At 58.2% G+C, this 19,368-nt stretch carries 18 protein-coding genes; 8 read left to right on the top strand and 10 right to left on the bottom strand.

Annotation, left to right across the window (positions count from 1 at the left end; all coding sequences use genetic code 11):
- Window positions 1-10 precede the first annotated feature (10 nt).
- From OK142_RS23475 to OK142_RS23465, 3 genes are read right to left on the bottom strand one after another with little or no spacing between them, the layout of a single operon-like run.
- Window positions 11-943 (bottom strand): electron transfer flavoprotein subunit alpha/FixB family protein, encoded by a 933-nt coding sequence (locus tag OK142_RS23475; RefSeq protein WP_498685578.1) that lies wholly within the window; start codon window positions 941-943, stop codon window positions 11-13.
- Between the two features lie 26 nt (window positions 944-969).
- The gene (locus OK142_RS23470) at window positions 970-1,719 is read right to left on the bottom strand and encodes an electron transfer flavoprotein subunit beta/FixA family protein (RefSeq protein ID WP_498685575.1); all 750 of its coding nucleotides are present in this window, start codon (window positions 1,717-1,719) and stop codon (window positions 970-972) included.
- Window positions 1,720-1,751: 32 nt separating this feature from the next.
- Window positions 1,752-3,380 carry a choline dehydrogenase gene (locus OK142_RS23465; protein ID WP_498685573.1) on the bottom strand — a complete coding sequence of 543 codons (1,629 nt, stop codon included), beginning with the start codon at window positions 3,378-3,380 and terminating at the stop codon, window positions 1,752-1,754.
- 39 nt (window positions 3,381-3,419) lie between these two features.
- Between OK142_RS23465 and thmT the strand changes: the two genes are divergently transcribed.
- Window positions 3,420-3,713, top strand: coding sequence for a 2-hydroxymuconate tautomerase (gene thmT / locus OK142_RS23460; protein ID WP_498685572.1), 294 nt, complete (start codon window positions 3,420-3,422; stop codon window positions 3,711-3,713).
- A 321-nt stretch (window positions 3,714-4,034) separates the two neighbouring features.
- Here the strand turns inward: thmT and OK142_RS23455 are convergent, their stop codons facing one another.
- On the bottom strand, window positions 4,035-5,207 hold the full coding sequence (locus OK142_RS23455) for an MFS transporter (protein WP_498685570.1): 1,173 nt from the start codon (window positions 5,205-5,207) through the stop codon (window positions 4,035-4,037).
- A 97-nt stretch (window positions 5,208-5,304) separates the two neighbouring features.
- Between OK142_RS23455 and OK142_RS23450 the strand changes: the two genes are divergently transcribed.
- Window positions 5,305-6,219, top strand: coding sequence for a LysR substrate-binding domain-containing protein (locus OK142_RS23450; protein ID WP_498685568.1), 915 nt, complete (start codon window positions 5,305-5,307; stop codon window positions 6,217-6,219).
- 206 nt (window positions 6,220-6,425) lie between these two features.
- Here the strand turns inward: OK142_RS23450 and OK142_RS23445 are convergent, their stop codons facing one another.
- Together OK142_RS23445 and OK142_RS23440 are read right to left on the bottom strand one after the other, a co-directional pair.
- On the bottom strand, window positions 6,426-7,094 hold the full coding sequence (locus OK142_RS23445; protein ID WP_498685567.1) for a GntR family transcriptional regulator: 669 nt from the start codon (window positions 7,092-7,094) through the stop codon (window positions 6,426-6,428).
- Complete coding sequence (locus OK142_RS23440; RefSeq protein ID WP_498685566.1) at window positions 7,091-8,530, bottom strand: NAD-dependent succinate-semialdehyde dehydrogenase; 1,440 nt, start codon at window positions 8,528-8,530, stop codon at window positions 7,091-7,093. The genes OK142_RS23445 and OK142_RS23440 overlap by 4 nt, the downstream gene beginning before the upstream one ends.
- 154 nt (window positions 8,531-8,684) lie before the next feature.
- Between OK142_RS23440 and OK142_RS23435 the strand changes: the two genes are divergently transcribed.
- The gene (locus OK142_RS23435; RefSeq protein ID WP_498685564.1) at window positions 8,685-10,055 is read left to right on the top strand and encodes an NAD(P)/FAD-dependent oxidoreductase; all 1,371 of its coding nucleotides are present in this window, start codon (window positions 8,685-8,687) and stop codon (window positions 10,053-10,055) included.
- Between the two features lie 38 nt (window positions 10,056-10,093).
- Window positions 10,094-11,257 carry an NAD(P)/FAD-dependent oxidoreductase gene (locus OK142_RS23430; RefSeq protein ID WP_498685562.1) on the top strand — a complete coding sequence of 388 codons (1,164 nt, stop codon included), beginning with the start codon at window positions 10,094-10,096 and terminating at the stop codon, window positions 11,255-11,257.
- 6 nt (window positions 11,258-11,263) lie between these two features.
- Here the strand turns inward: OK142_RS23430 and OK142_RS23425 are convergent, their stop codons facing one another.
- The gene (locus tag OK142_RS23425; RefSeq protein WP_498685560.1) at window positions 11,264-11,926 is read right to left on the bottom strand and encodes a GntR family transcriptional regulator; all 663 of its coding nucleotides are present in this window, start codon (window positions 11,924-11,926) and stop codon (window positions 11,264-11,266) included.
- Between the two features lie 190 nt (window positions 11,927-12,116).
- Between OK142_RS23425 and OK142_RS23420 the strand changes: the two genes are divergently transcribed.
- The 4 genes from OK142_RS23420 to OK142_RS23405 all read left to right on the top strand — a co-directional run bounded on the left by OK142_RS23420 (window position 12,117) and on the right by OK142_RS23405 (window position 15,831).
- The gene (locus OK142_RS23420; RefSeq protein ID WP_498685556.1) at window positions 12,117-12,986 is read left to right on the top strand and encodes a LysR substrate-binding domain-containing protein; all 870 of its coding nucleotides are present in this window, start codon (window positions 12,117-12,119) and stop codon (window positions 12,984-12,986) included.
- Between the two features lie 330 nt (window positions 12,987-13,316).
- Window positions 13,317-13,439: a hypothetical protein gene (locus OK142_RS23415; RefSeq protein ID WP_498685554.1), complete on the top strand. Its 123-nt coding sequence runs from the start codon at window positions 13,317-13,319 to the stop codon at window positions 13,437-13,439.
- Window positions 13,440-13,515: 76 nt separating this feature from the next.
- The gene (locus OK142_RS23410; protein ID WP_498685553.1) at window positions 13,516-14,505 is read left to right on the top strand and encodes a hypothetical protein; all 990 of its coding nucleotides are present in this window, start codon (window positions 13,516-13,518) and stop codon (window positions 14,503-14,505) included.
- Between the two features lie 90 nt (window positions 14,506-14,595).
- Entirely contained in the window at window positions 14,596-15,831 is a 1,236-nt protein-coding gene (locus OK142_RS23405; RefSeq protein WP_498685552.1) for an MFS transporter, read from the top strand.
- Window positions 15,832-15,945: 114 nt separating this feature from the next.
- Here the strand turns inward: OK142_RS23405 and speB are convergent, their stop codons facing one another.
- The 3 genes from speB to OK142_RS23390 are packed head-to-tail and all read right to left on the bottom strand — an operon-like array spanning window position 15,946 to window position 19,310.
- Entirely contained in the window at window positions 15,946-17,004 is a 1,059-nt protein-coding gene (speB, locus tag OK142_RS23400) for an agmatinase (RefSeq protein ID WP_498685550.1), read from the bottom strand.
- Between the two features lie 30 nt (window positions 17,005-17,034).
- A complete protein-coding gene (locus tag OK142_RS23395; RefSeq protein WP_498685547.1) occupies window positions 17,035-17,907 on the bottom strand; it encodes a polysaccharide deacetylase family protein in 873 nt (290 codons plus the stop codon).
- Window positions 17,908-17,918: 11 nt separating this feature from the next.
- Window positions 17,919-19,310, bottom strand: a complete 1,392-nt coding sequence (locus OK142_RS23390) for an MmgE/PrpD family protein (protein WP_498685545.1) — start codon at window positions 19,308-19,310, stop codon at window positions 17,919-17,921.
- Window positions 19,311-19,368 lie beyond the last annotated feature (58 nt).

Genomic DNA, 19,368 nt, shown 5'->3' with positions numbered 1-19,368 from the left:
CCAATTCCTGTTAGAGGGATTTCTCGAGTTCAGGCAGGATTTCGAAGAGGTCGCCGACGAGACCATAGTCCGCAACCTGGAAGATCGGTGCTTCCTCGTCCTTGTTGATTGCGACGATAATCTTCGAGTCCTTCATCCCGGCCAGGTGCTGGATCGCACCGGAAATGCCCACCGCGATGTAAAGCTGCGGTGCGACCACCTTGCCGGTCTGGCCGACCTGCCAGTCGTTCGGCGCATATCCCGCATCGACCGCTGCCCGGCTCGCGCCAACGGCAGCGCCAAGCTTGTCCGCTACGGGAAGAATGACTTGCCTGAATTTCTCGGACGAGCCGAGCGCCCGGCCGCCCGAAATGATGATCTTCGCCGAAGTCAACTCGGGGCGATCTGATCTGGAAAGTTCGTCCGATACGTGACTGGAAAGATCGGAAGGAAAGGCTGCGGCCGATAATTCCTCAATGCCAGCCGGTGCGCCCTGTGGGGCGGGGGAGAACGAGGTCGCACGGACTGTGATGACCTTCTTCTGATCAATGGATTGAACGGTCTGAATGGCGTTTCCGGCATAGATCGGACGCTTGAAGGTATCTGCGGAGACGACATCCGTGATCTCCGAAATCTGCATGACGTCAAGCAAGGCCGCGACCCGCGGTATGACGTTTTTTGCCGAGGAGGTCGCGGCGGCAATGATTGTGTCATAGCCACCCGCCAGTGAGACGATAAGGGCGGCGAGCGGTTCCGCGAGGCCGTGCGCAAGCGATACGTCGTCCGCCAGAATGACCTTCGTGATACCGGTCAGTCTTGCGGCGCTCTCGGCGGCTGCTTTAGCACCTTTGCCCGTCACTAGGATATCGACGTCGCTGCCGATCTGGAGAGCGGCCGTCAGGGCCTTTGCAGTCTGGTCCGAAACGGTGGAGCCGTCGTGTTCTGCGAGAAGAAGGATGGTCATGTGTGAATACTCCTCAATTCGGCCAATTACAGAAGGCCAGCTTCGTTCTTCAGCTTGTCGACGAGCTCGGCAATACTGCTCACCTTGATGCCGGCCTTACGTCCGCTCGGCTCCTCTGTGTTGAGAACCTTGAGGCGTGCCGAGGTTTCGATGCCGAAGTCCGCCAGGGCCTTCTTGTCGAGCGGCTTCTTCTTTGCCTTCATGATGTTGGGGAGCGATGCGTAGCGCGGCTCATTAAGACGCAGGTCGGAGGTAACGATCGCAGGGAGCTTGACGTTGATGGTCTGGATACCACCGTCCACTTCGCGGCTGACGTCCACGGAACCTTCCTTCAGTTCGACCTTTGACGCGAATGTCGCCTGTGGCCAGCCCAGAAGCGCCGACAACATCTGTCCGGTCTGGTTGGAATCGTCGTCAATTGCCTGCTTTCCGACGATGATCAGGCCGGGCTGCTCCTGTTCGGCAATGGCTTTGACGACCTTGGCGACGGCAAGCGGCTCCAGATTGTCTTCGGTCTCGACCAGGATGGCGCGGTCCGCGCCCATGGCGAGCCCGGTGCGAAGCGTTTCTTCCGCCTTTGTGGGGCCAACGGAAATGACGACAACCTCATCGGCTTTCCCGGCCTCTTTGAGGCGAAGCGCTTCTTCGACGGAGATCTCGTCGAAGGGATTCATGGACATCTTCACGTTGCCAAGATCGACGCCCGAGCCATCAGGCTTGACGCGGATCTTTACATTGTAGTCGACGACCCGTTTGACGGTGACCAGAATTTTCATGTCGCGTGTCTCCGATGAGACGCCGGGGGCGCTCAGTTGGCAGATTGGTAATAGGTTGCAGTGGAGGCGGGCAGCGGAGCCTTGTTGAGGATACAGTCCGAAATCTTCTCAGCCATCATCATGATCGAGGCGCTGAGATTGGCGGTGACGATTTTCGGCATGATCGAGCCATCGACGACGCGCAGGCGTCGAACGGCGTTCACCCTGCCTTCGCCGTCAACGACTGCATCGGCATCCGTACCCATCCGGCAAGTTCCCGCCGGGTGGAACGACGTGCCGACATTGGCGCGGATAAATGCTTCCAGCTCGCTATCCGTCTGGACGTCCGGACCGGGAGCAAGCTCGATGCCGCGGAACCTGTCGAAAGCTGGCTGTCTGATCATCTCGCGCGCCATTCGGATGCCGTCGATGATGTCCTTGATGTCCTGCTGCGTGCTCAGATGGTTGAACACGATCGAAGGGGCGTCCTTGTGGCTCGCCGAGCGGAGTTTCACCTGGCCGCGGCTCTGGGGCCTGGAAAGGTCCATCCAGAACTGGAAACCGGGTATGGCGACCAGCTTTCCGTTCTTGAGCTGGCGGGTCAGGGGCAGGAACTCAAACTGCATGTTCGGATAGGTGACATCGGATCGTGTACGCAGGAAGGCTCCGGTCTCGAAGAAGTTCGAGGTGCCAAGACCCTTCTTGCGAAGCAGCCAGTCAGCTCCGAGTTTTGCCTGCCCGAAGAGGTTAAGCTCGGAGACGAGGGAATCTTCGTAACCGGTCGTGTACTGCAAGTTGACGCCGGGATGATTTTCGAGGTTCCGTCCAACCTGCCTGGCTTCGGCTTTAAGTTCGATCCCGAGCGAGCGCAGATCGTCCGGATCACCGACGCCGGACAGCATCAGCAGTTGCGGGCTGTTAAACGCGCCGGCGCAGAGGATGACCTCGCGATCGCACGTAATCTGTCGCGTTCCGTCCTTGTCCTCGACCTGGATGCCGATTGCGGCGCCGTTCTCGATGATCACACGCCGGACGGATGCGTTGGAGAGAAGCGTCAGGTTGCCACGCTTCAGGGCAGGGCGCAGGTAGCCGTCGGCAGGCGTCCACCGTGACCCATGGTGGATGTAGGCCTGTGCGATATGAAGGCCTTCCTGTCGGTAGCCGTTGTGATCCTGCGTTACCGAGTAACCAGCCTGTTCGCCGCTTCGAAGGAACACGTCGTGGAGCTTGTGATCCGCCTTGCAGCGGCTGATCTTCATCGGGCCATCGCCACCACGGAAATCGTCAGCGCCATCCTGGAAAGTCTCCATGCGACGGAAATACGGAAGCACATGACCGTAGCTCCAGTCGGTCAGGCCATCGTCAGCCCAGCTGTCGAAGTCCAGCGGATTGCCGCGGTTGAACAACATGGCGTTGATGGAAGATGAGCCTCCGATCACCCGGCCTCGCTTCTCATCGATGGTCCGGCCGCCAAGATGGGGTTCCGGGCCAGATTGATAGCCCCAGCCAAGTTTCTTGCTCTGATAGGCGAAGGGTAGGGCGGCCGGCATCGAGATGACGAGGCTACGGTCTGAGCCTCCGGCCTCGAGGAGCAATACCTTACTCCTGGGGTCTTCGGCCAGGCGGGCGGCCACGATACAGCCCGCCGAACCGGCGCCCACGACTATGTAATCATACTGCATGCGCTCACCCTGGGATCGCCCTATTCGTCAAGAAACAGATTGGATACGATTTATATTTATTGTATAAAGTATTGTCAAATCGAAACTGGCGACCTGAGGCGAATTCCGCAGGCGCTTGAAAAGAAAGGAAAAGCAATGCCTTGGATCACTATCGATCTTTCGGAAGGGCGCACGGTCGAGCAGAAGCAGAAAACCGCAAAGGCCGTTACCGATGCCCTCGTCGAGCACTGCGGCTGCACAGCTGAAACCGTGAGCATCGTCTTCAATGACGTCAGCGCCGACAACTGGGCTTTCGGCGGAACCTTGATCTCCCAGCGCGGCAAAAATGGCTGAACGGAGGTTGAGCGCCCTTAGAGCGTTTCATCTTCAAACGGAAGTAATTCTGCTGGCTCAAACCGGCCGGGCCGCGAGAAGGTCGGCGCAGGGCGATGCCGGGCCCATCATACAAGCGGGCCGACGCTGCGGACGGCCGGTTTCAGCCAACCCATCGGGCCGGATGAATTTCGCTCACTACCGGTGGCTGCCGTCTCGACTGCAGCTTCAGCTTCGCTCTTCGCCAACCGCCTTGGTCCAGGCCGACATTCCTTCCGGCAGAAGGCGTCCGGATGAAGATGAAGCGCTCTAAAAGGCGGTTATGACATGATGCACGCGCCATCACCCGCAATTTTGCGGGAGGGCGCGTTTGCCCGCCCCCTGCCGCAAGACCAGCACCATCACCAGTCCGCCGGCCGCCATTGTGGCTCCAGCCAACGACACCGCGGGATAGCCGAGACCGGCATTTATGACCGCCCCGCCAAGGGCGGCCCCGATGGCGTTGCCGAGATTAAAAGCGCCGACATTGACCGCAGATGCGAGGTTCGGGGCATCGGCGGCGGCCACCATGACCCGTGTCTGCAGCGGCGGCACGAGGGCGAAGCTTGCCACGCCCCACAGGAAGATCAGAACGGCGGCAGGTGCGGGCCAGTGCATGCCGTAGGTAAAGAGAACCAGCAAAGCCACCAGACCGGCCAGGGTGGCGATCAGTGTGCCATCGATCGAGCGATCGGCATAGCGTCCGCCCAGCCAGTTACCCACCGTCAGGCCGAGACCGTAAACAACCAGCATCGCGGTCACAAACGCGGACGACGCTTCCGTCTCGACCTGCAGGATGGGCACGATATAGGTGAAGACCGTGAACATGGCGCTGGCGCCCACGACGGTCAGGGCCAGGGCGGCGAGAACGGCCGGGCGTTTCAGCACCCGCAGTTCCCGCATCATGTCCGCATCCTTGTCTGCAGGCTGATGTGGCAAAGCCAGCCACAGGGTGATCATGGTCAGTATGCCGAGACCGGTAATGCCCCAGAAGGCCGACCGCCAGCCAAAGACCTCGCCGGCCCAGGTGGCGAGCGGAACGCCGCCGATATTGGCGATCGTCAGCCCCATGAACATGGTGGCGACGGCCGCCGCCCGGCGCTCCGGTGCCACGACGCTTGCTGCCACCACCGCCCCGACACCGAAGAAGGCGCCGTGATTGAATGAGGTGACCACGCGCGCGATCAGCAGCAGTGTGTAATCGCCGGCGATCGCCGAGAGCAGATTGCCGAGCGTGAAAACCGCCATCAGGCCCATCAGCAAGGTCCGTCGCGGCACGCGCGCCGTGGTGAGCGTCATCACGGGAGCGCCAACGAGCACGCCGATGGCATAGGCGCTGACGAGCAATCCTGCCGTGGGGATGGAGACACCGAGATCGGCCGCCATCACCGGCAGGAGACCCATGGGGGCGAATTCGGTGACGCCGATGCTGAAGGCGCCCATGGCGAGCGCCAGCAAAGGAAGGTTCAGTTTCATTGCAAATGTCCTCATTATGCGTCACAAACTTATGAATGAACCGAAAAGCCTTGAGTATCCCGTCATTCGGACCAGGTTCTTTGCGTAGGATTCATAAGTGGCACGTGGCATGGCAGACAGATCGGGTGAGATGGAAGCTTTCGCGGCCGTCGTGCGTGAAGGCAGCCTGTCTGCGGCGGCGCGTCTTCTCGCCCTGACCCCGTCGGCCGTCAGCCGCATCATCAGCCGCATTGAAAGCCGCCTGGGCATACGTCTCGTCGTGCGAACGACCCGTTCGATCACCCTGACACCGGAGGGCGAGGCCTATCATCGCGCCGCCCTGCGCATCCTGTCCGACATGACAGAGGCCGAAGATGCCATCGCCGATCAGGCATCCCCGCGCGGCCGGTTGCGCATCAGCGCAGCGCTGGCCCATGGGCGTCTTCAGATCGTGCCGCTTCTCGGGGAGTTTTCGACGATTTATCCCGGCATCCTGCTCGACATCAGCCTGAGCGACGCGCTGGCCGATATCATGGGCGGCCGGGCCGATGTCGCCATCCGCTTCGGCCCGCTGCCTGACAGTTTGTTGACGGCACGACGGCTGGGAGAGACCGGCCGCACGATCGTCGCCTCGCCGGACTATCTCGCTCGCGCCGGCATTCCGGAAATTCCCGAGCATTTGACAGGCCACAATTGCCTGAATTTCAACTTTCGGCGCATCGAACCAGGCTGGCCGTTCCGGAAGGATGGGCGCGATTATGCGCTTGCGGTCCACGGCACCATCGAAGCCAATAACGGCGAGACCCTCGTCCAGCTCGCCCGCGAGGGGGCCGGCATTGCGCGGGTCGGCAGCTTCCATGTCGCCGAGGATATCGCCTCGGGCCGGCTCGTGCCGCTGCTCGAGCCGTTCAACCCCGGTGACCGCGAGGCCATCCATGCGGTGTTCGTTGGGGGCAATACCGTGCCTGCCCGCCTGCGGGTTTTCGTGGATTTTCTCGTCGAGCGCCTGGCACGCCATCCTGCCTGTCAATAATGGTGCCATGGGCCGCGATGTCATGAATGGGTCAAAGCCGGCGCTTGAAGTGGCGGGCGACAGGCGCGGCGGCACAGTCGCCTGCGGTCCTGCGGCCGATAGAACTGCCGCGCCGGCTTGCGTCATAGCAGCTTTCCCCCTGATCCTAGAGCTCTTCATCTTCAGCCAACCCTTTGCGCCGCTTGAAGACGAAACGCTTTTGGTGCTCAACCTCGTTGGCGTCGGCTGGCTCGGAAGGATTTCTGGGTTTGCTCAATATGTGTTTCGAGAAGCTTTACGGCCGCCTCGATCCTTCCTTCACGGCAGAGCTCCAGCAGTGTCTCATGTTCGCGCTGCGGTCGCTCCTTGCCCGCTGCCAGCGAGACCTGCATTCGCACGAAGCGGTTCACATGTCCGTTATTGGCCTCGATCATCTGCAAGAGCTTCGGCCGGTGGCAAGGCGCATACAACGTCGAGTGAAAACTCCAGTTGACCGTACCCCAGTTCCCGGGGTCCGGGTCCGAATTGTAAGCATCAAGGATGCTTGCCGCATGCTCCAGGTCTTCCTCCGCCATATTCGGTATAGCCAGGCGAAGGGCATGACACTCCAAAGCTATGCGGATGTCCAGCATTTCGAGGACATCGTCGAGCGAGAGGCTAGTCACCACCGCACCACGATTTGGCTCAATTTTGACGAGGCCCTCAGCCTCCAGCTGCCGGAGTGCCTCACGCACCGGGATGCGACTTGTGCCGTACTGCTCGGCAAGCTGATCCTGTCGAAGCTGTGTGCCTTCAGTCAAATCTCCGCTGAAGATAGCCGTTCGCAGGCCGTCCCGTACCAGTTCAGGTGCGGGACGGCGAGTGCGATCGCTCTTTCCCAGGTCGCTGTCTGTCACAGTACGCGCTTTTCTGCGACGAACTTGGTGCGGAGGTAGGCGTCTAGCCCCTCCATTCCGCTTTCTGAACCGTAACCTGACTCGTTCACACCGCCGAATGGCGTCTCGGCTTCGTGGACGGAGGTGTGGTTGATGCCGACGCAACCTGTTTCAAGCTCTTCGCTCATCGTGGCCGAGATTGCGGCGCTTCTTGTGAACACATACGACGCAAGGCCCCAAGGCAGACCGTTTGCCCGCTCGATGACTTCGTCCATAGTGTTGAAGGACGCGAACTGGGCGAGGGGGCCGAACGGCTCTTCCGTCATAACCTTTGCGTTGTCAGGGACGTCGCGCAGAACCGTTGGCAGATAGAAATTACCCGTGCCGGCAATGCGTTCGCCGCCGAGCAGAACCTGTGCTCCCAGAGCTTTGGCGTCAGTCACGAATTCATCCATCATGTCCAGCCGGCGGTTCGTGATCAACGGTCCCATCTGCGTCGCATCGTCAAGCCCGTTGCCAACAACGATCTTCTTGGTGCGTTCGACGAAACCGTCAACAAATCGATCGTAGATGCTTTCCTGAACGTAAAAGCGGGTCGGTGAAGTGCAGACCTGTCCAGCATTCCTGAACTTGGACGGCACCAAAGCGTCGAGTGCCTTCTCTATATCGGCGTCTGCGAAAACCACGACGGGCGCGTGACCGCCAAGCTCCATCGTGCAGCGCTTGAGGGTGTCGGATGCGAGTCGCTGCAGAAGCTTACCTACCGGGGTCGAGCCGGTGAGTGACACCTTCTTGGGAATCCTTGACGCAATCAGGTGTTCCGAGATCGGCGCAGGAGGACCGAATACGAGGTTAAGCGCACCGTCCGGCACCCCGGCATCTTGGAAACAACGCGCGATGGCAACTGCCGTCCCCGGGGTCTCGTCGCTCGGCTTCACGATGATGCTGCAGCCTGCGGCAAGGGCGGCGGCGATCTTGAGCGTCACGTTGCCACCGGGGAAATTCCAGGCCGCGAAGCCGAGGGCAGGACCGACGGGCTCGCGAAGCACGGTCTGGCGTATGTCGAGGCTACGCGACGGGATAGTGCGGCCGTAGGCGCGTTTTCCTTCTTCGGCGTACCACCGCGTCGCGTCGGCGCAAAACTGAATTTCGCCAGCGGCCTCGCGAAGCGACTTGCCGTTCTCCAGAGTCAGTACGCGCGCGATTTCGGCCTTGCGTTCTTCAATCAGGTCGGCGGCACGGCTGAGGACCTGCCAGCGATGGGCGGCTGTCGTCCGCTTCCACGTCCGGAACGCACGTCCGGCCGCGTCGAGCGCCCGGTCGAGATCCGAAATTGTTGCCCGGGGAAGCGCGGCAAGCTCCTCTCCGGTCGCGGGATTAAAAAGGGCTTCGCTATCGCGCGCGTCAGCACCGATCCACTCTCCGTCGATCAGCATTGCCAGTTTTTCACCGTACATAATCATCTTCCTCACATCCGCCATTCAACGATCCCACCGCGGGAAAGTGAAACTTCGGTATTGTATAAAAGATTTCTGTATCGTATTCAATTATCAGAAGTTGGATAATATCTCGCCTTTGTTGAGGGCAGGGTAATGAGGCAGGGAGATTGCAATGTCAGGTGGGCAGGAACATGCCGAGGTCGCCATCATAGGGGCTGGCATTGTCGGCATCTCGGTCGCCTACTATCTCGTCGAAAAATACGGTGTGAAGCGCGTTGTCATTATCGATCCTCGCGATCCGATGAGTCTCACCTCTGCCCAATCCGGCGAGAACTACCGCAACTGGTGGCCAGATGCGGTCATGCGAAAATTTACAGATGACAGCATCGATCTCATGGATCGCATTGCCCGGGATTCCGGCAACATGATCAATATGACGCGGCGGGGTTATGCCCTCATCACCCGCAGAGAGCGACCGGATGACCTGATGGGGGAGCTCGAGGAGTCGTACCGCGATAATCCCGGCCGCCTGAGAGTATATGAAGGTGGTGCGCCGCAAAGCTCCTACAAAGAGTCCAGTTCCGACTGGGCTGGCGCTCCGGCAGGCGTGGACGTAGTTTGCGATCAAGCAATGATTCAGCGCGTGTTCCCGACACTGGCAAAGGACGTTCACACCGTCCTTCACGTGCGTCGTGCCGGCTCGATCAGCGGTCAGCAACTCGGCCAATACATGCTGGAGCGTATCCGGAACAAAGGCGGGCGGATACTTCGCGGGGAGTTAATGTCGATCGACAACCGCGAGCCCTTCTGGCTGAATGTCAAGATGGCGGGCGAGCACGTTCGTGTGGTTGCGGACCGGTTGGTCAACGCTGCCGGACCATTTGTCCGCGACGTTGCAGCGATGCTTGGCGAGGATCTGCCCGTCGAGTGTGTCTATCAACAGAAGATCAGCTTCGAAGACAGGCAGCGTGTTGTGCCGCGCGATCTCCCGTTCACGATCGACCTCGATCCACAGACGCTTGCCTGGACGGACGAGGAGATGGACTTACTCCGCGAAAACCCTGCAACAGCAAGGTTTACGGAGCAGATGATTGGCGGCATCCACTGCAGACCCGATGGGGCTGTCGATGGTGCCTGGATCAAATTGGGTTGGGCATACAATAAGACGGCTACGGACCCGCACGCACCAGAACCGATCGACCCCGAATTCCCCGATATCGTCCTGCGCGGCGCAAGCCGTCTTCAACCCGGTCTGGCGCGGTACGTCGGCAGGCTTCCCCGCAATGCTCATCACTACGGTGGATACTACACGATGACCAAGGAGAACTGGCCGCTCATTGGTCCAAGCGGCACTCCCGGCGCGTTCGTCGCTGGTGCTCTCTCAGGATTTGGTACGATGGCTGCCTGTATGACCGGCTCAATTTGCGCTGACTGGGTGATGGGTGGTCCTCTCGTTCCATACGCCAAGGCCCTAAGTGCTGACAGATACTCAGACCCGTCGTTGGCAGGCGACATTTTGGCAGGCAGTCGTGGCCTGCTTTAACCTCATAACAGTTGACCGCTAATCACAAGGAAGAGGCGATGAAGACGGATATTGCCATTATTGGAGGCGGCGCGATCGGCTCGGCCGTAGCGTATTTTCTCAAGATTAAGAACCCAAGCGTCGGCGTGACAGTGGTCGAGCGCGATCCGACTTATAACCTCGCCTCTACACCGCGTGCGTCAGGCGGTGTGCGGCGTCTTTTTTCGCTTCCCGAGAACATCGCGCTGTCCAACTTCAGCATTCCGTTCTTCGATAACTTCGCCGACACTATGGCGGTCGACGGTGAGAAAGCAGAGATCGGATTAAAGAAGAACGGCTACCTCTTCATCGTACCTCCGACATCGCGCGAGATGCTTAAGCAGAATTTCGACACTGAACTGGAAATGGGCTGCAACGTCCTCTGGCTCGAGCCGGACGAAATCAAGCACAAATTCCCCTCAATGAACGTGTCGGACCTCGGTGCCGCGGTTCACTCGCCGGACGATGGCTGGCTTGACCCGCATAGCGTTCTCATGGGGTTCCGGAAGAAGGCGAAGAGCCTTGGTGTCGACTTCGTCGCCGATGAAGTGTTCGGTTTTGACCGGCAGGGCATTATCGTCATCCGCGCGAAGCTCAAGTCTGGCGGGACGCTGGAGGCCAGCCAGTTCGTCAATGCGGCCGGAGCCTGGGCTAAGGACCTCTGCGAGATGCTGGACTTCAAGGTGCCGATTGAGCCTCTACGTCGGTACGAACACTATTTCGAATCCGAAGATCCAATCGAGCCTCTGCCTTACCTGAAGGACCCGGAGCGCCTGGCGTTCCGTCCCGAGGGCAAGGGTTATTCCGGTGGTGTGCCGACACTCGACGAGCCGCGCGGATATAATTTCGAGGTGGACCACGACTACTTCGAGAATGTCGTTTGGCCAGCGCTGGCTCATCGCTTCCCACAGTTCGAAAAGACGAAATGTAAGAATACTCTGCCAGGCCTTTATGATCAGAACGATCTCGATGGCAACGTGATCATCGGGAGCGGTGCTGACGGCCTTACCAACTTCCATCTCTTGGCGGGATTCTCCGGGCACGGCTTGATGCACGCTCCGGGTTGTGGCCTTGCCATGGCCGAGCTCCTCCTCGACGGTCGTTACGAGACGATCGACCTGACACGCTTCGGATGGCAGCGTGTCGTCGACAACGTGCCGCTTCACGAGCGGGGAATTATCTGAAGAAGATCACCGGGCTTCTGCGCGACGCGTCGAGGCCCGGAGCGATTTCTGGGTTTGTTCGATGTGCCGCTCGAGCAAACTCACGGCACCATTCACATCACCTGATCTGCATAGTCCGAGCAGTTCTATGTGATCGTGCTGGGGCTTTGTCTTGCCTGTCGCCGCGGAAACCTGGCGGCGGATATATCGGCTGACGTGGCCGTAGTTGGTTTCGATCATGTCCAGGAGCTTGTGCCGCTGGCATGGAAGATAAAGTGTCCAGTGAAACTGCCAGTTGAGTTCACCCCACGCCGACTGGTCCTCGCTTTCGTCGTACGCTTTCAGAATAGCCTCCGCCGCTTCGAAGTCTTCGAGCGCCATATTGGGAACGGAGAGTTTCAGCGCGCGGCACTCGAGCGCAATCCGGATTTCGAGCATCTCGACAACATCTTCGATGGAGAAACCCTTGACGATTACGCCCTTGTTTCGCTCAAAACTGACAAGGCCTTCGCTTTCCAGTTGGCGCAGTGCCTCTCGCACGGGGATGCGCGACGTACCGTACATCGCTGCTATTTCATCCTGGCGCAATGGTGTTCCTGCCGCATACTCACCGGCGAAAATAGCCGCGCGCAGGCCATCCCGCACCACGAGGGGAGCAGGCTTGTCATTGTTTTTGATTTTGTCGTCCATTTACCGGAATCCTTGCCTTTGGATTAAATTGACATGAATTGCATAAGATTTACAACTGCCACCTGTTCCCGGAACAAGGATTTTAGTTCCTTCCGCTACCTAATCCTGGACGCGGATGACCGGTCTAACGCGGCATGTGCGATAGATATCGAGAGGGATCGAAGTGCCGCAAACTAGAATTGAAACGCGGTTGAACCCTCTCGACATCGATTTCCTTCGAACCTTTGTTGCGATCGTTGACACAGGCGGTTTCGGGAGCGCAGCAAAAGAGGTGAATCGGACTCCGTCTGCGGTCTCGATGCAGATCAAAAAACTCGAGGGCCAACTCTGCACCAGCCTCTTCGTGAGAAATTCACAACATGTCGCATTGACGCAATCGGGGGAGAAGCTTCTATTTTACGCGAGACGGTTGCTAGCGATGTCCAATGAGGTGGTAGCGCAGCTCTTGACGCCTGATCTCGTGGGTTTGGTTACGCTCGGCGCACCGAACGATATTGCGGAGCGGATCCTACCAAGGGTTCTCAGGGAAATCGACAATGCTTATCCTTCGATCACGGTAAACGTCGTCGTGGGCAACAGTGAAACACTTATTGACCGCGTGGCGATGGGGCAACTTGATCTCACGATCGTAAACTTCGCATCTGACAGCGCGGTCAAACCGGGTGAGCTTCTGGCGAGCGAGCACATGGTATGGGTAGGCTCCAAGGGTGGTATTGCGTACCAGCGCGAGCCTCTACCATTGGCACTCTACGGGAGCGGCTGCATTTGGCGAGAGGCGGCCGTCAAACAGCTAGAAGAAAGCGGCCGACGGTACCGCATAGCCTATGCCAGCAACCACAGCATGATGCAGCGGTCGGTGATCGGCGCTGACTTGGCTGTTGCCCCGCTTCCAGCCTCCTATGTCACCGAAGACATGGTTATCCTTGGTATGATGGAAGGTTTTTCTGGCCTTCCATCTTTTGATATCCGCATGATTACGGTCACGAAGCCGACACCACCTACGCAGATTATCATCGAGTGGATCAAGGCTGTGTTTGGTGGAGAAATGCGCAGTTCCTAGCCTTGCAAGACAAAATACATTCCCAAATAACCTCTCCCTGAAGCCGGACGAAAAATGCAGTACGAGCAAAAGAGTTCGCGTCTGCGCCGGTACAAACGAGCTGCCGGTTAAGGTCGCGCAATATGCTCGGCGACCTTTGCGTTCACAGGCGCTCCAGTAGCCATCTCGAAGGTCGTGCACGAGTGAGAACCTTCGACAGCGCGAAAAGGTACCCGCGACATCATGCACTCGATTTAATATAAAACTTCGGGTTGGATGAATCTCGCAGCCAGTGGTTGGCTGTTTAGAAACCGAGACGAGCAGGAGATCTTGCTCACAAGGGAGTATACGATGCAAACCAACGATGATCGCAAGGATGTCAAACCCGTTACGACAGTCTCGATGAAGCGTCTGGCTAAGGGCGTAAAACCCAGCCTGACGCGACCGGAATGCAGCGACACAACCACAGTGTGAATATGCGAGAGGGGCCGATTTTCGGCCCCTCTCTGTCTTTAAATTCGACATATTAACGTAGAATAAGGACAGCCCCATGTCACACGACCCCGCCTACACGGAAGCGCCTTCATTTGCCCTGAACCGTGAGAAAGTGCGCGACTTTTGCCATGACGTTTTAGATGTCGACGGTGAATTGCGATCGCTCGCGGACACCCGAGATACCCCGACCCTGCAACACTTGGCTAACGAGTTCGAAGCTGCGTTTTCTGATGTGATTTTGGAGATTAACTCAAATATTTCAGACAGGACATGCGGCATCGCTGCTGTAGATGTGCCCTCGATCTACGAAGACCTCACCGATGACGCGATTGCAGGTGCGTTAGTGTCAGTTGCTCTTACGTCAGTGCTCATTAATCCATCGAGGGATGTCGAGAACCTCACACCCTTCACGATGTTCAGCGCGTCCTATGAAAGCAACAGAGCTCTTAACGAGGCGGGACTTTTAAATATATCTCCCACCGATATCCTCGAATTTCATTCTGACGGACGTATTCAAAACAACACATTAGGTGTGCCGCGTTACATTGCTATATACAATACGTTCATCAACTATAGAAATTGCGGTAGCTTCTATTGGGTTCCCATTTCCTCAATTGAAGGTCTGGGAGAGCACGTGGAGGGGATAGGCTTCGACGACGATTTCACCTTCGATCTCACTCCTTCGATATATGGCGAGAGCGGCACTAAGATCGATTCCGTTATTGAGCGAAAAGTGAAAACCGCAATCTTCAGTGAGGATGAAGACGGAAGTCTCATAACTTTCATGAACGGAAAGTTTGCAGGGAAAGACAATTGCGACGCCGACTACACTGATCGATTAAAGGCGTTTCAGACTGCTATTGCTCGCAATCCCTTTAGATACGCCGCCCCACAAAAATCTCGCCGGATGATCGTACTGAACAATTCAAGTGGCTTCCATGCACGGGACATTTTTCAAGACCCTATTATAGGACACGAGGAAACTCGCAACTATCTCCGGAGTGTATCTACGGACGCGGTCAAAACCGGTTATGTTATGCAATAGATAGAGAAGCTTACAGTCGCTAATGTTATCCGCTGATTTCAGATGGTCGGCGGGTAACATTGTTATTGAGTTCTAAAAACAGGCGCGACTTTGGCAGATCCAACGCGTTCCATCCGGCTAGTTCAGCATTTACGTGATGTCGCGATAATTGAAGTCGCGGTCATGGTGTTTTCGTTTGCGTCCTTCGCAACCATTGGGCTTAGCCTTGTGGTGACCTCCTGGATCGCAGCAGTTGAAGGGTCGATTTCGCTGGTCGGACAATTGTTCTTCGTCAGTAGCGCCACGTCGTTCATTTTCTCAATCTATGCTGGGGTTATTGTCGATAGCAAAAATCGTCTGTCCGTCATTCGTCGAGGACAGGCTTTGAGGTTTTTGGGTGTTATTGCCTTGACCATTGGAGCACTCGTCAGCACCCCCGCTCCGTGGCTGTTTGCATACGCCGCACTATTTTCCCTTGGAACGGTCCTCAACGCGGGCGCCCTGGATGGAATCGTCCAATTAGCAGTGAATGCATCACAACGTATGAAGCTCTCGATCCGAGTTTCTATTTGCCGCCAACTCGGCATCTTGTGCGGGACAGGACTTGGCGGCGTTTTGCTCCATTATGTTCCAACCATATGGTCGGTCCTGTTAATGGTCGCCCTCATGGGGGTACAATTTCTCATCATCAACCGCTTCTTTTCCGACTATCAAAACGAGCCCGCGGCAAACCCACATGATATCGTTGCTGGCTGGAAACAAGGCTTACGAGCCATGCTGAATCAGCGCACCCTGACATTCACCATCGTGAATGTCGGATTGTTTTTTTCCGCATCTCAAATGGCAAACGTTCTTGTGCCGGGATTTGTCAAAGACACCCTTGGGCGAGGCAGTGACGTTTACGGTCTTCTTGAAGCAGCATGGGCGATCGGGGGCGGAGCCATTCTCGTGACTGCGGCAGCACAAACCAAGCTTTTCACCGCTCATCGTTGGGAACTTGTTATTCTGACCCTGGTGGGATTGGTCATGGTTGCATTTGCGACGTCAAGAAGCGTTCCAGTTCTTGTCATCCTTTATGCGCTGCTCGGTGGAATGTTTGCACTGGGGAGAGCCATTTGTGACGGTCGCATATTGATTTTGGCGAAAACCGAAGAAATCGGTCGAGTGCGGGCGGCGGCATCTATGATCGTCAGCCTCATGGGTATGGCAATTTATATATCGCCCACCGTGATCGGGATTGAAAACACGATTTTCTATTATGTTGCTTGGGGCATTCTTATATCGGTAATTGCGATCACTCTTTTGTGCCTCAGCGCCTATTACGATTTTCGCGAACGTACGAAGTGAAGCTATTCTTGGGACCGCAATTTCCATCTCCGCCCCAGCGGGTCGAAAGTTCGCATCCCATCAAGGCGTTTAAGCTTTTTCCGCCGTTCGTTGGTAGCCCGCCGAGGTGCAGTTTTATGTGCCTGAGGCAATCGCCGGGCTGAAGCGGACCAAACTGAGGATCTCAAAGAGCATTTGGGCGCCGATATGGGCGGTACTGGTTGTTGTGTCGTATTGTGGGGCGACCTCGACCACATCGCCACCCACGAAGTTCACCCCCTTCAGTCCGTGAAGAATGTCGAGCGCCTGCCGGCTGGTGAGGCCGCCGATTTCTGGCGTTCCGGTGCCCGGCGCGAAGGCCGGATCGAGACTATCGATATCGAAAGACAGATAAGTCGGGCCATCGCCAACCACTGCGCGTGCCTTCTCAATGATGGCGTCAATGCCCATCCTGCCGAGATCTTCAGCATGGATCACGGTCATGCCGCTCTCGTAGGAAAACTCCCAGAGATACTCCGCCGCACCGCGAATGCCGATCTGCACCACGCGGGTGGGATCGAGAACGCCGTCAAGAACCGCGTTGCGGAATGGGCCGCCGTGGTGGAATTTGGTAAGATCATAGGCACCGCCGGTGTCGCAATGCGCATCGATGTGGATCATGCCAACGGGACGGTCCCGGCCGACGGCCTTCAGGATCGGATGAGTGATCGAATGGTCGCCGCCAACCGACAGCGGGATGACGCCTGCCTGTACGATCCTTCTGAAATACGCCTCGATATCCTCATGGCTCATCTCGAGCCGGTAGCGGCTGCGAAACGGCACGTCACCGATATCAGCCACCTTCATCTCGAACAGCGGCGCGGTTTTGAGGACATGATTGTAAGGCCCGACCCGTTCGATCGATCGCAAGGCGCGTGGCCCGAAGCGCGAACCCGGCCGATTGGTGACGCCAAGGTCCATCGGTACCCCGATCAGGGCGACGTCGAGATCATCAACATCGGGCTGAACGGGATCGATCGCCCGATAGGCGGCATCGAGCAACGTCGGTATGCCGCTATAGGGCGCGGCGCGTGTACCGCTTGCCGAAAAAATACGGTCGGCTACGGCGCGGAACTCGGGATCGTGAATGGTTCCGCCGTGGCCTTCGCCATAACGCGCGCGCAGGCGCATGAGTGCATCTTCATCGAAAGCCATGGGCATATATCCTTTTTTGATCGGTGGAATTTACAGACGGGCCGCTTCCTGGGCCTCGAAATGGTGGGTGATTTCGCGGCCGGTCGCGATCCACACATCGCCTTTGGCAAGCACATGCTTCAGAAAGTCCCGCAGCAGGTGCCAGCGCATCGGCCGGCCCGATACTTGCGGATGAAGCACAAGCGTGGTCACCCCGCCCCAGGCATGGGTTGCCTCGAACTCGTCAATCCAGAGCGGCAGGATCGTGTCGCGCCCGAAGATCGCGCGCGGACTGGTTCGACTGGTCATGCCGAAATTCCAGTCGTCGAAAGCATAGTTGACAGGGATTTCGACCGGGCCTGGAACGCCACCGCTTGCCGCGTGCCGGTAGGGCAAAATGTCGTCCCGGAAGGAACTGGAATAGCGGATGCCTGACTTTTTCAGGTAGGCGAGGAGCTCGGGAAAATTTTCGCCAGATGGGGCGCGGTAGCCGACCGGACGAACCCCGAGCGCCGACTGCAGTGCCTCGAAGCCGCGGTCGATTTCCTCCATGGCGTCATCAAGCCTGGTGCGATCGGGCAGCGTGTGCAGATATCCGTGATGACCGATCTCGTGGCCGGCTGCCACCATGGCTTCGCATTCGGCCCGATGCGCAAGCGCTGTCCAGCCGGGTGTGAAGAAAGTGGCCTTCAGACCAAGCTCGTCCATCAGGCCAAGGATCCGGGCTATGCCGACGCGGGCATCATAACCACCATGCGAGGTAGTGACCATGCGATCGACATTGGATGGGTTATTGCCGATCCAGGCGGTCTCAGCATCGACGTCAAAGCCGATGAACAGCGCGCTCCTTGCGCCGTTCGGCCAGGTCATGTCCGGTGCCTTCGCTGCCGGGTTGAGGGGACGTGGTGTCATATCGAAGGTCATGGACCTGCCTTTCAGCGGAAGGTGGGACGTGTTTCGGCATGCCCGGACATCTGTGCCTCGATCTCCGTACAATCCTTTATCTGCTCAAGTTTGCCGAGCATCTGCCAGAGCGTCTCCACCCGGTCTTCGGGCAGGCTCATGGCAGTCAGTTCTCGGAATTTTGCTGCAACGGCGGAAGCGGGCATCGGTCGCTCGGCAGAGCCGGTGGCGCGCGGTACCATCCGCTCGACAACAAGGCCATCACGGAAGGTCAGTGTCACCACAGGCTCAGCCATGGCATCCATCGATGGATCAACGGAAATGTCGATCCGGTCCATCATCGCCTGCACCTCCAGATGCTTACGTCGCTCCTCGGTATAGGCCTGAAGGCCCGCGGTGCCGAAGGCGCATCGGGCGGCAAGCGCGTAAGGCAGGCTCATCTGGGTCGGCGCCATGGCACCCGCGACCTTTGCGCCGCACATATTCGCCAGCATGCCGCTCATGCGAAGGCCGATCCGGGCGATCACTTCGGGCGCGCGATCGGTTTCGGCGAGCAGGTCGTCGAGCGCATCGACGGCGGAATGCGCGCCTCGGCAGGACGCGTAGGGTTTTAGCACCGCCCGGTTGACCTTCCAGACATCGCCGAGCCCCTCCGACAAGAGGCCAGGCTCGCAGGCAGACCTGTTGAACGAGGTGAAGAAGCCACCCCATACCTCATCAAATACCCGTGAGGGTCCGGCAAAGCCTTTGGCGGCGAGCAAGGCTGCGACCAGGCCGCCTTCCGCAGCCCGACCGGCATGCAGCTTCTTTGCCTGCGAACCGTCATGAATAAAGGCCCAAAGGCCAGAGGAGAAACTTGTCGCCAAGGTCATAGCGTCTCGGGTGGCCGACGCATCGAATCCGAGCAGGTTTGAGACGGCGGCGGCAGCAGCAAAGGTGCCACAGGTACCGGTGGAATGCCAGCCAAGTCCATTATGGGCATCATAGCCGCCGGTCGCTTCAAGGATGCGGCGTCCCGCATCATAGCCGGCGACAACGGCGGCGATCATCCGCTTGCCGTCCACGGGCCGCGCCACTTCATGCAGTGCCGAAAAGACGGCGGGCATGATCACCGCGCCCGAATGATCGCAGCCGCCCGCATCATCCAGTTCGAAGGCATGGGCCGCGACACCATTTATCAGCGCTGCATCTCGCGGCGAGCCGGATAGGCCTGTCCCCCAAAGTCGCGTCGCGCCCTTCGGGTGCATCGCCTGGTGCGTGATTGCAAATTCGCCAGAACGGGCACCGGCGATGGCGGCCGCCAGAGTGTCGGCGATGTGAACCTTCACCTTTGCAACCACACTGGCGGGGATGGCATCGTGGTCAAGCGCTGAGACGAATTGCGCGAGCTTGTCAATTGGCGTGTTGGCGACAGGACGGGTCATGGGTAAACTCTGGAACAAGGGAAGGTCCGCAAGATCAACGCGGGAGAGCTTCCGGTCG

It is taken from the genome of Agrobacterium sp. BT-220-3, from assembly GCF_025910175.1.
In the GTDB taxonomy this organism is placed as follows: Bacteria; Pseudomonadota; Alphaproteobacteria; order Rhizobiales; family Rhizobiaceae; genus Agrobacterium; species Agrobacterium oryzihabitans.
This window is presented reverse-complemented; position numbering and strand designations above follow the sequence as displayed.

Excerpts from the sequence above, each read along its gene's own strand:
- OK142_RS23425 (WP_498685560.1), bottom strand. The coding sequence starts at position 11,926 with ATGGACGACAAAATCAAAAACAATGACAAGCCTGCTCCCCTCGTGGTG.
- OK142_RS23475 (WP_498685578.1), bottom strand. The coding sequence starts at position 943 with ATGACCATCCTTCTTCTCGCAGAACACGACGGCTCCACCGTTTCGGAC.
- OK142_RS23430 (WP_498685562.1), top strand. The coding sequence starts at position 10,094 with ATGAAGACGGATATTGCCATTATTGGAGGCGGCGCGATCGGCTCGGCC.
- OK142_RS23390 (WP_498685545.1), bottom strand. The coding sequence starts at position 19,310 with ATGACCCGTCCTGTCGCCAACACGCCAATTGACAAGCTCGCGCAATTC.
- OK142_RS23465 (WP_498685573.1), bottom strand. The coding sequence starts at position 3,380 with ATGCAGTATGATTACATAGTCGTGGGCGCCGGTTCGGCGGGCTGTATC.
- OK142_RS23415 (WP_498685554.1), top strand. The coding sequence starts at position 13,317 with ATGCAAACCAACGATGATCGCAAGGATGTCAAACCCGTTACGACAGTC.
- speB (WP_498685550.1), bottom strand. The coding sequence starts at position 17,004 with ATGGCTTTCGATGAAGATGCACTCATGCGCCTGCGCGCGCGTTATGGC.
- OK142_RS23435 (WP_498685564.1), top strand. The coding sequence starts at position 8,685 with ATGTCAGGTGGGCAGGAACATGCCGAGGTCGCCATCATAGGGGCTGGC.
- OK142_RS23395 (WP_498685547.1), bottom strand. The coding sequence starts at position 17,907 with ATGACCTTCGATATGACACCACGTCCCCTCAACCCGGCAGCGAAGGCA.
- OK142_RS23470 (WP_498685575.1), bottom strand. The coding sequence starts at position 1,719 with ATGAAAATTCTGGTCACCGTCAAACGGGTCGTCGACTACAATGTAAAG.
- OK142_RS23440 (WP_498685566.1), bottom strand. The coding sequence starts at position 8,530 with ATGTACGGTGAAAAACTGGCAATGCTGATCGACGGAGAGTGGATCGGT.
- OK142_RS23455 (WP_498685570.1), bottom strand. The coding sequence starts at position 5,207 with ATGAAACTGAACCTTCCTTTGCTGGCGCTCGCCATGGGCGCCTTCAGC.
- OK142_RS23410 (WP_498685553.1), top strand. The coding sequence starts at position 13,516 with ATGTCACACGACCCCGCCTACACGGAAGCGCCTTCATTTGCCCTGAAC.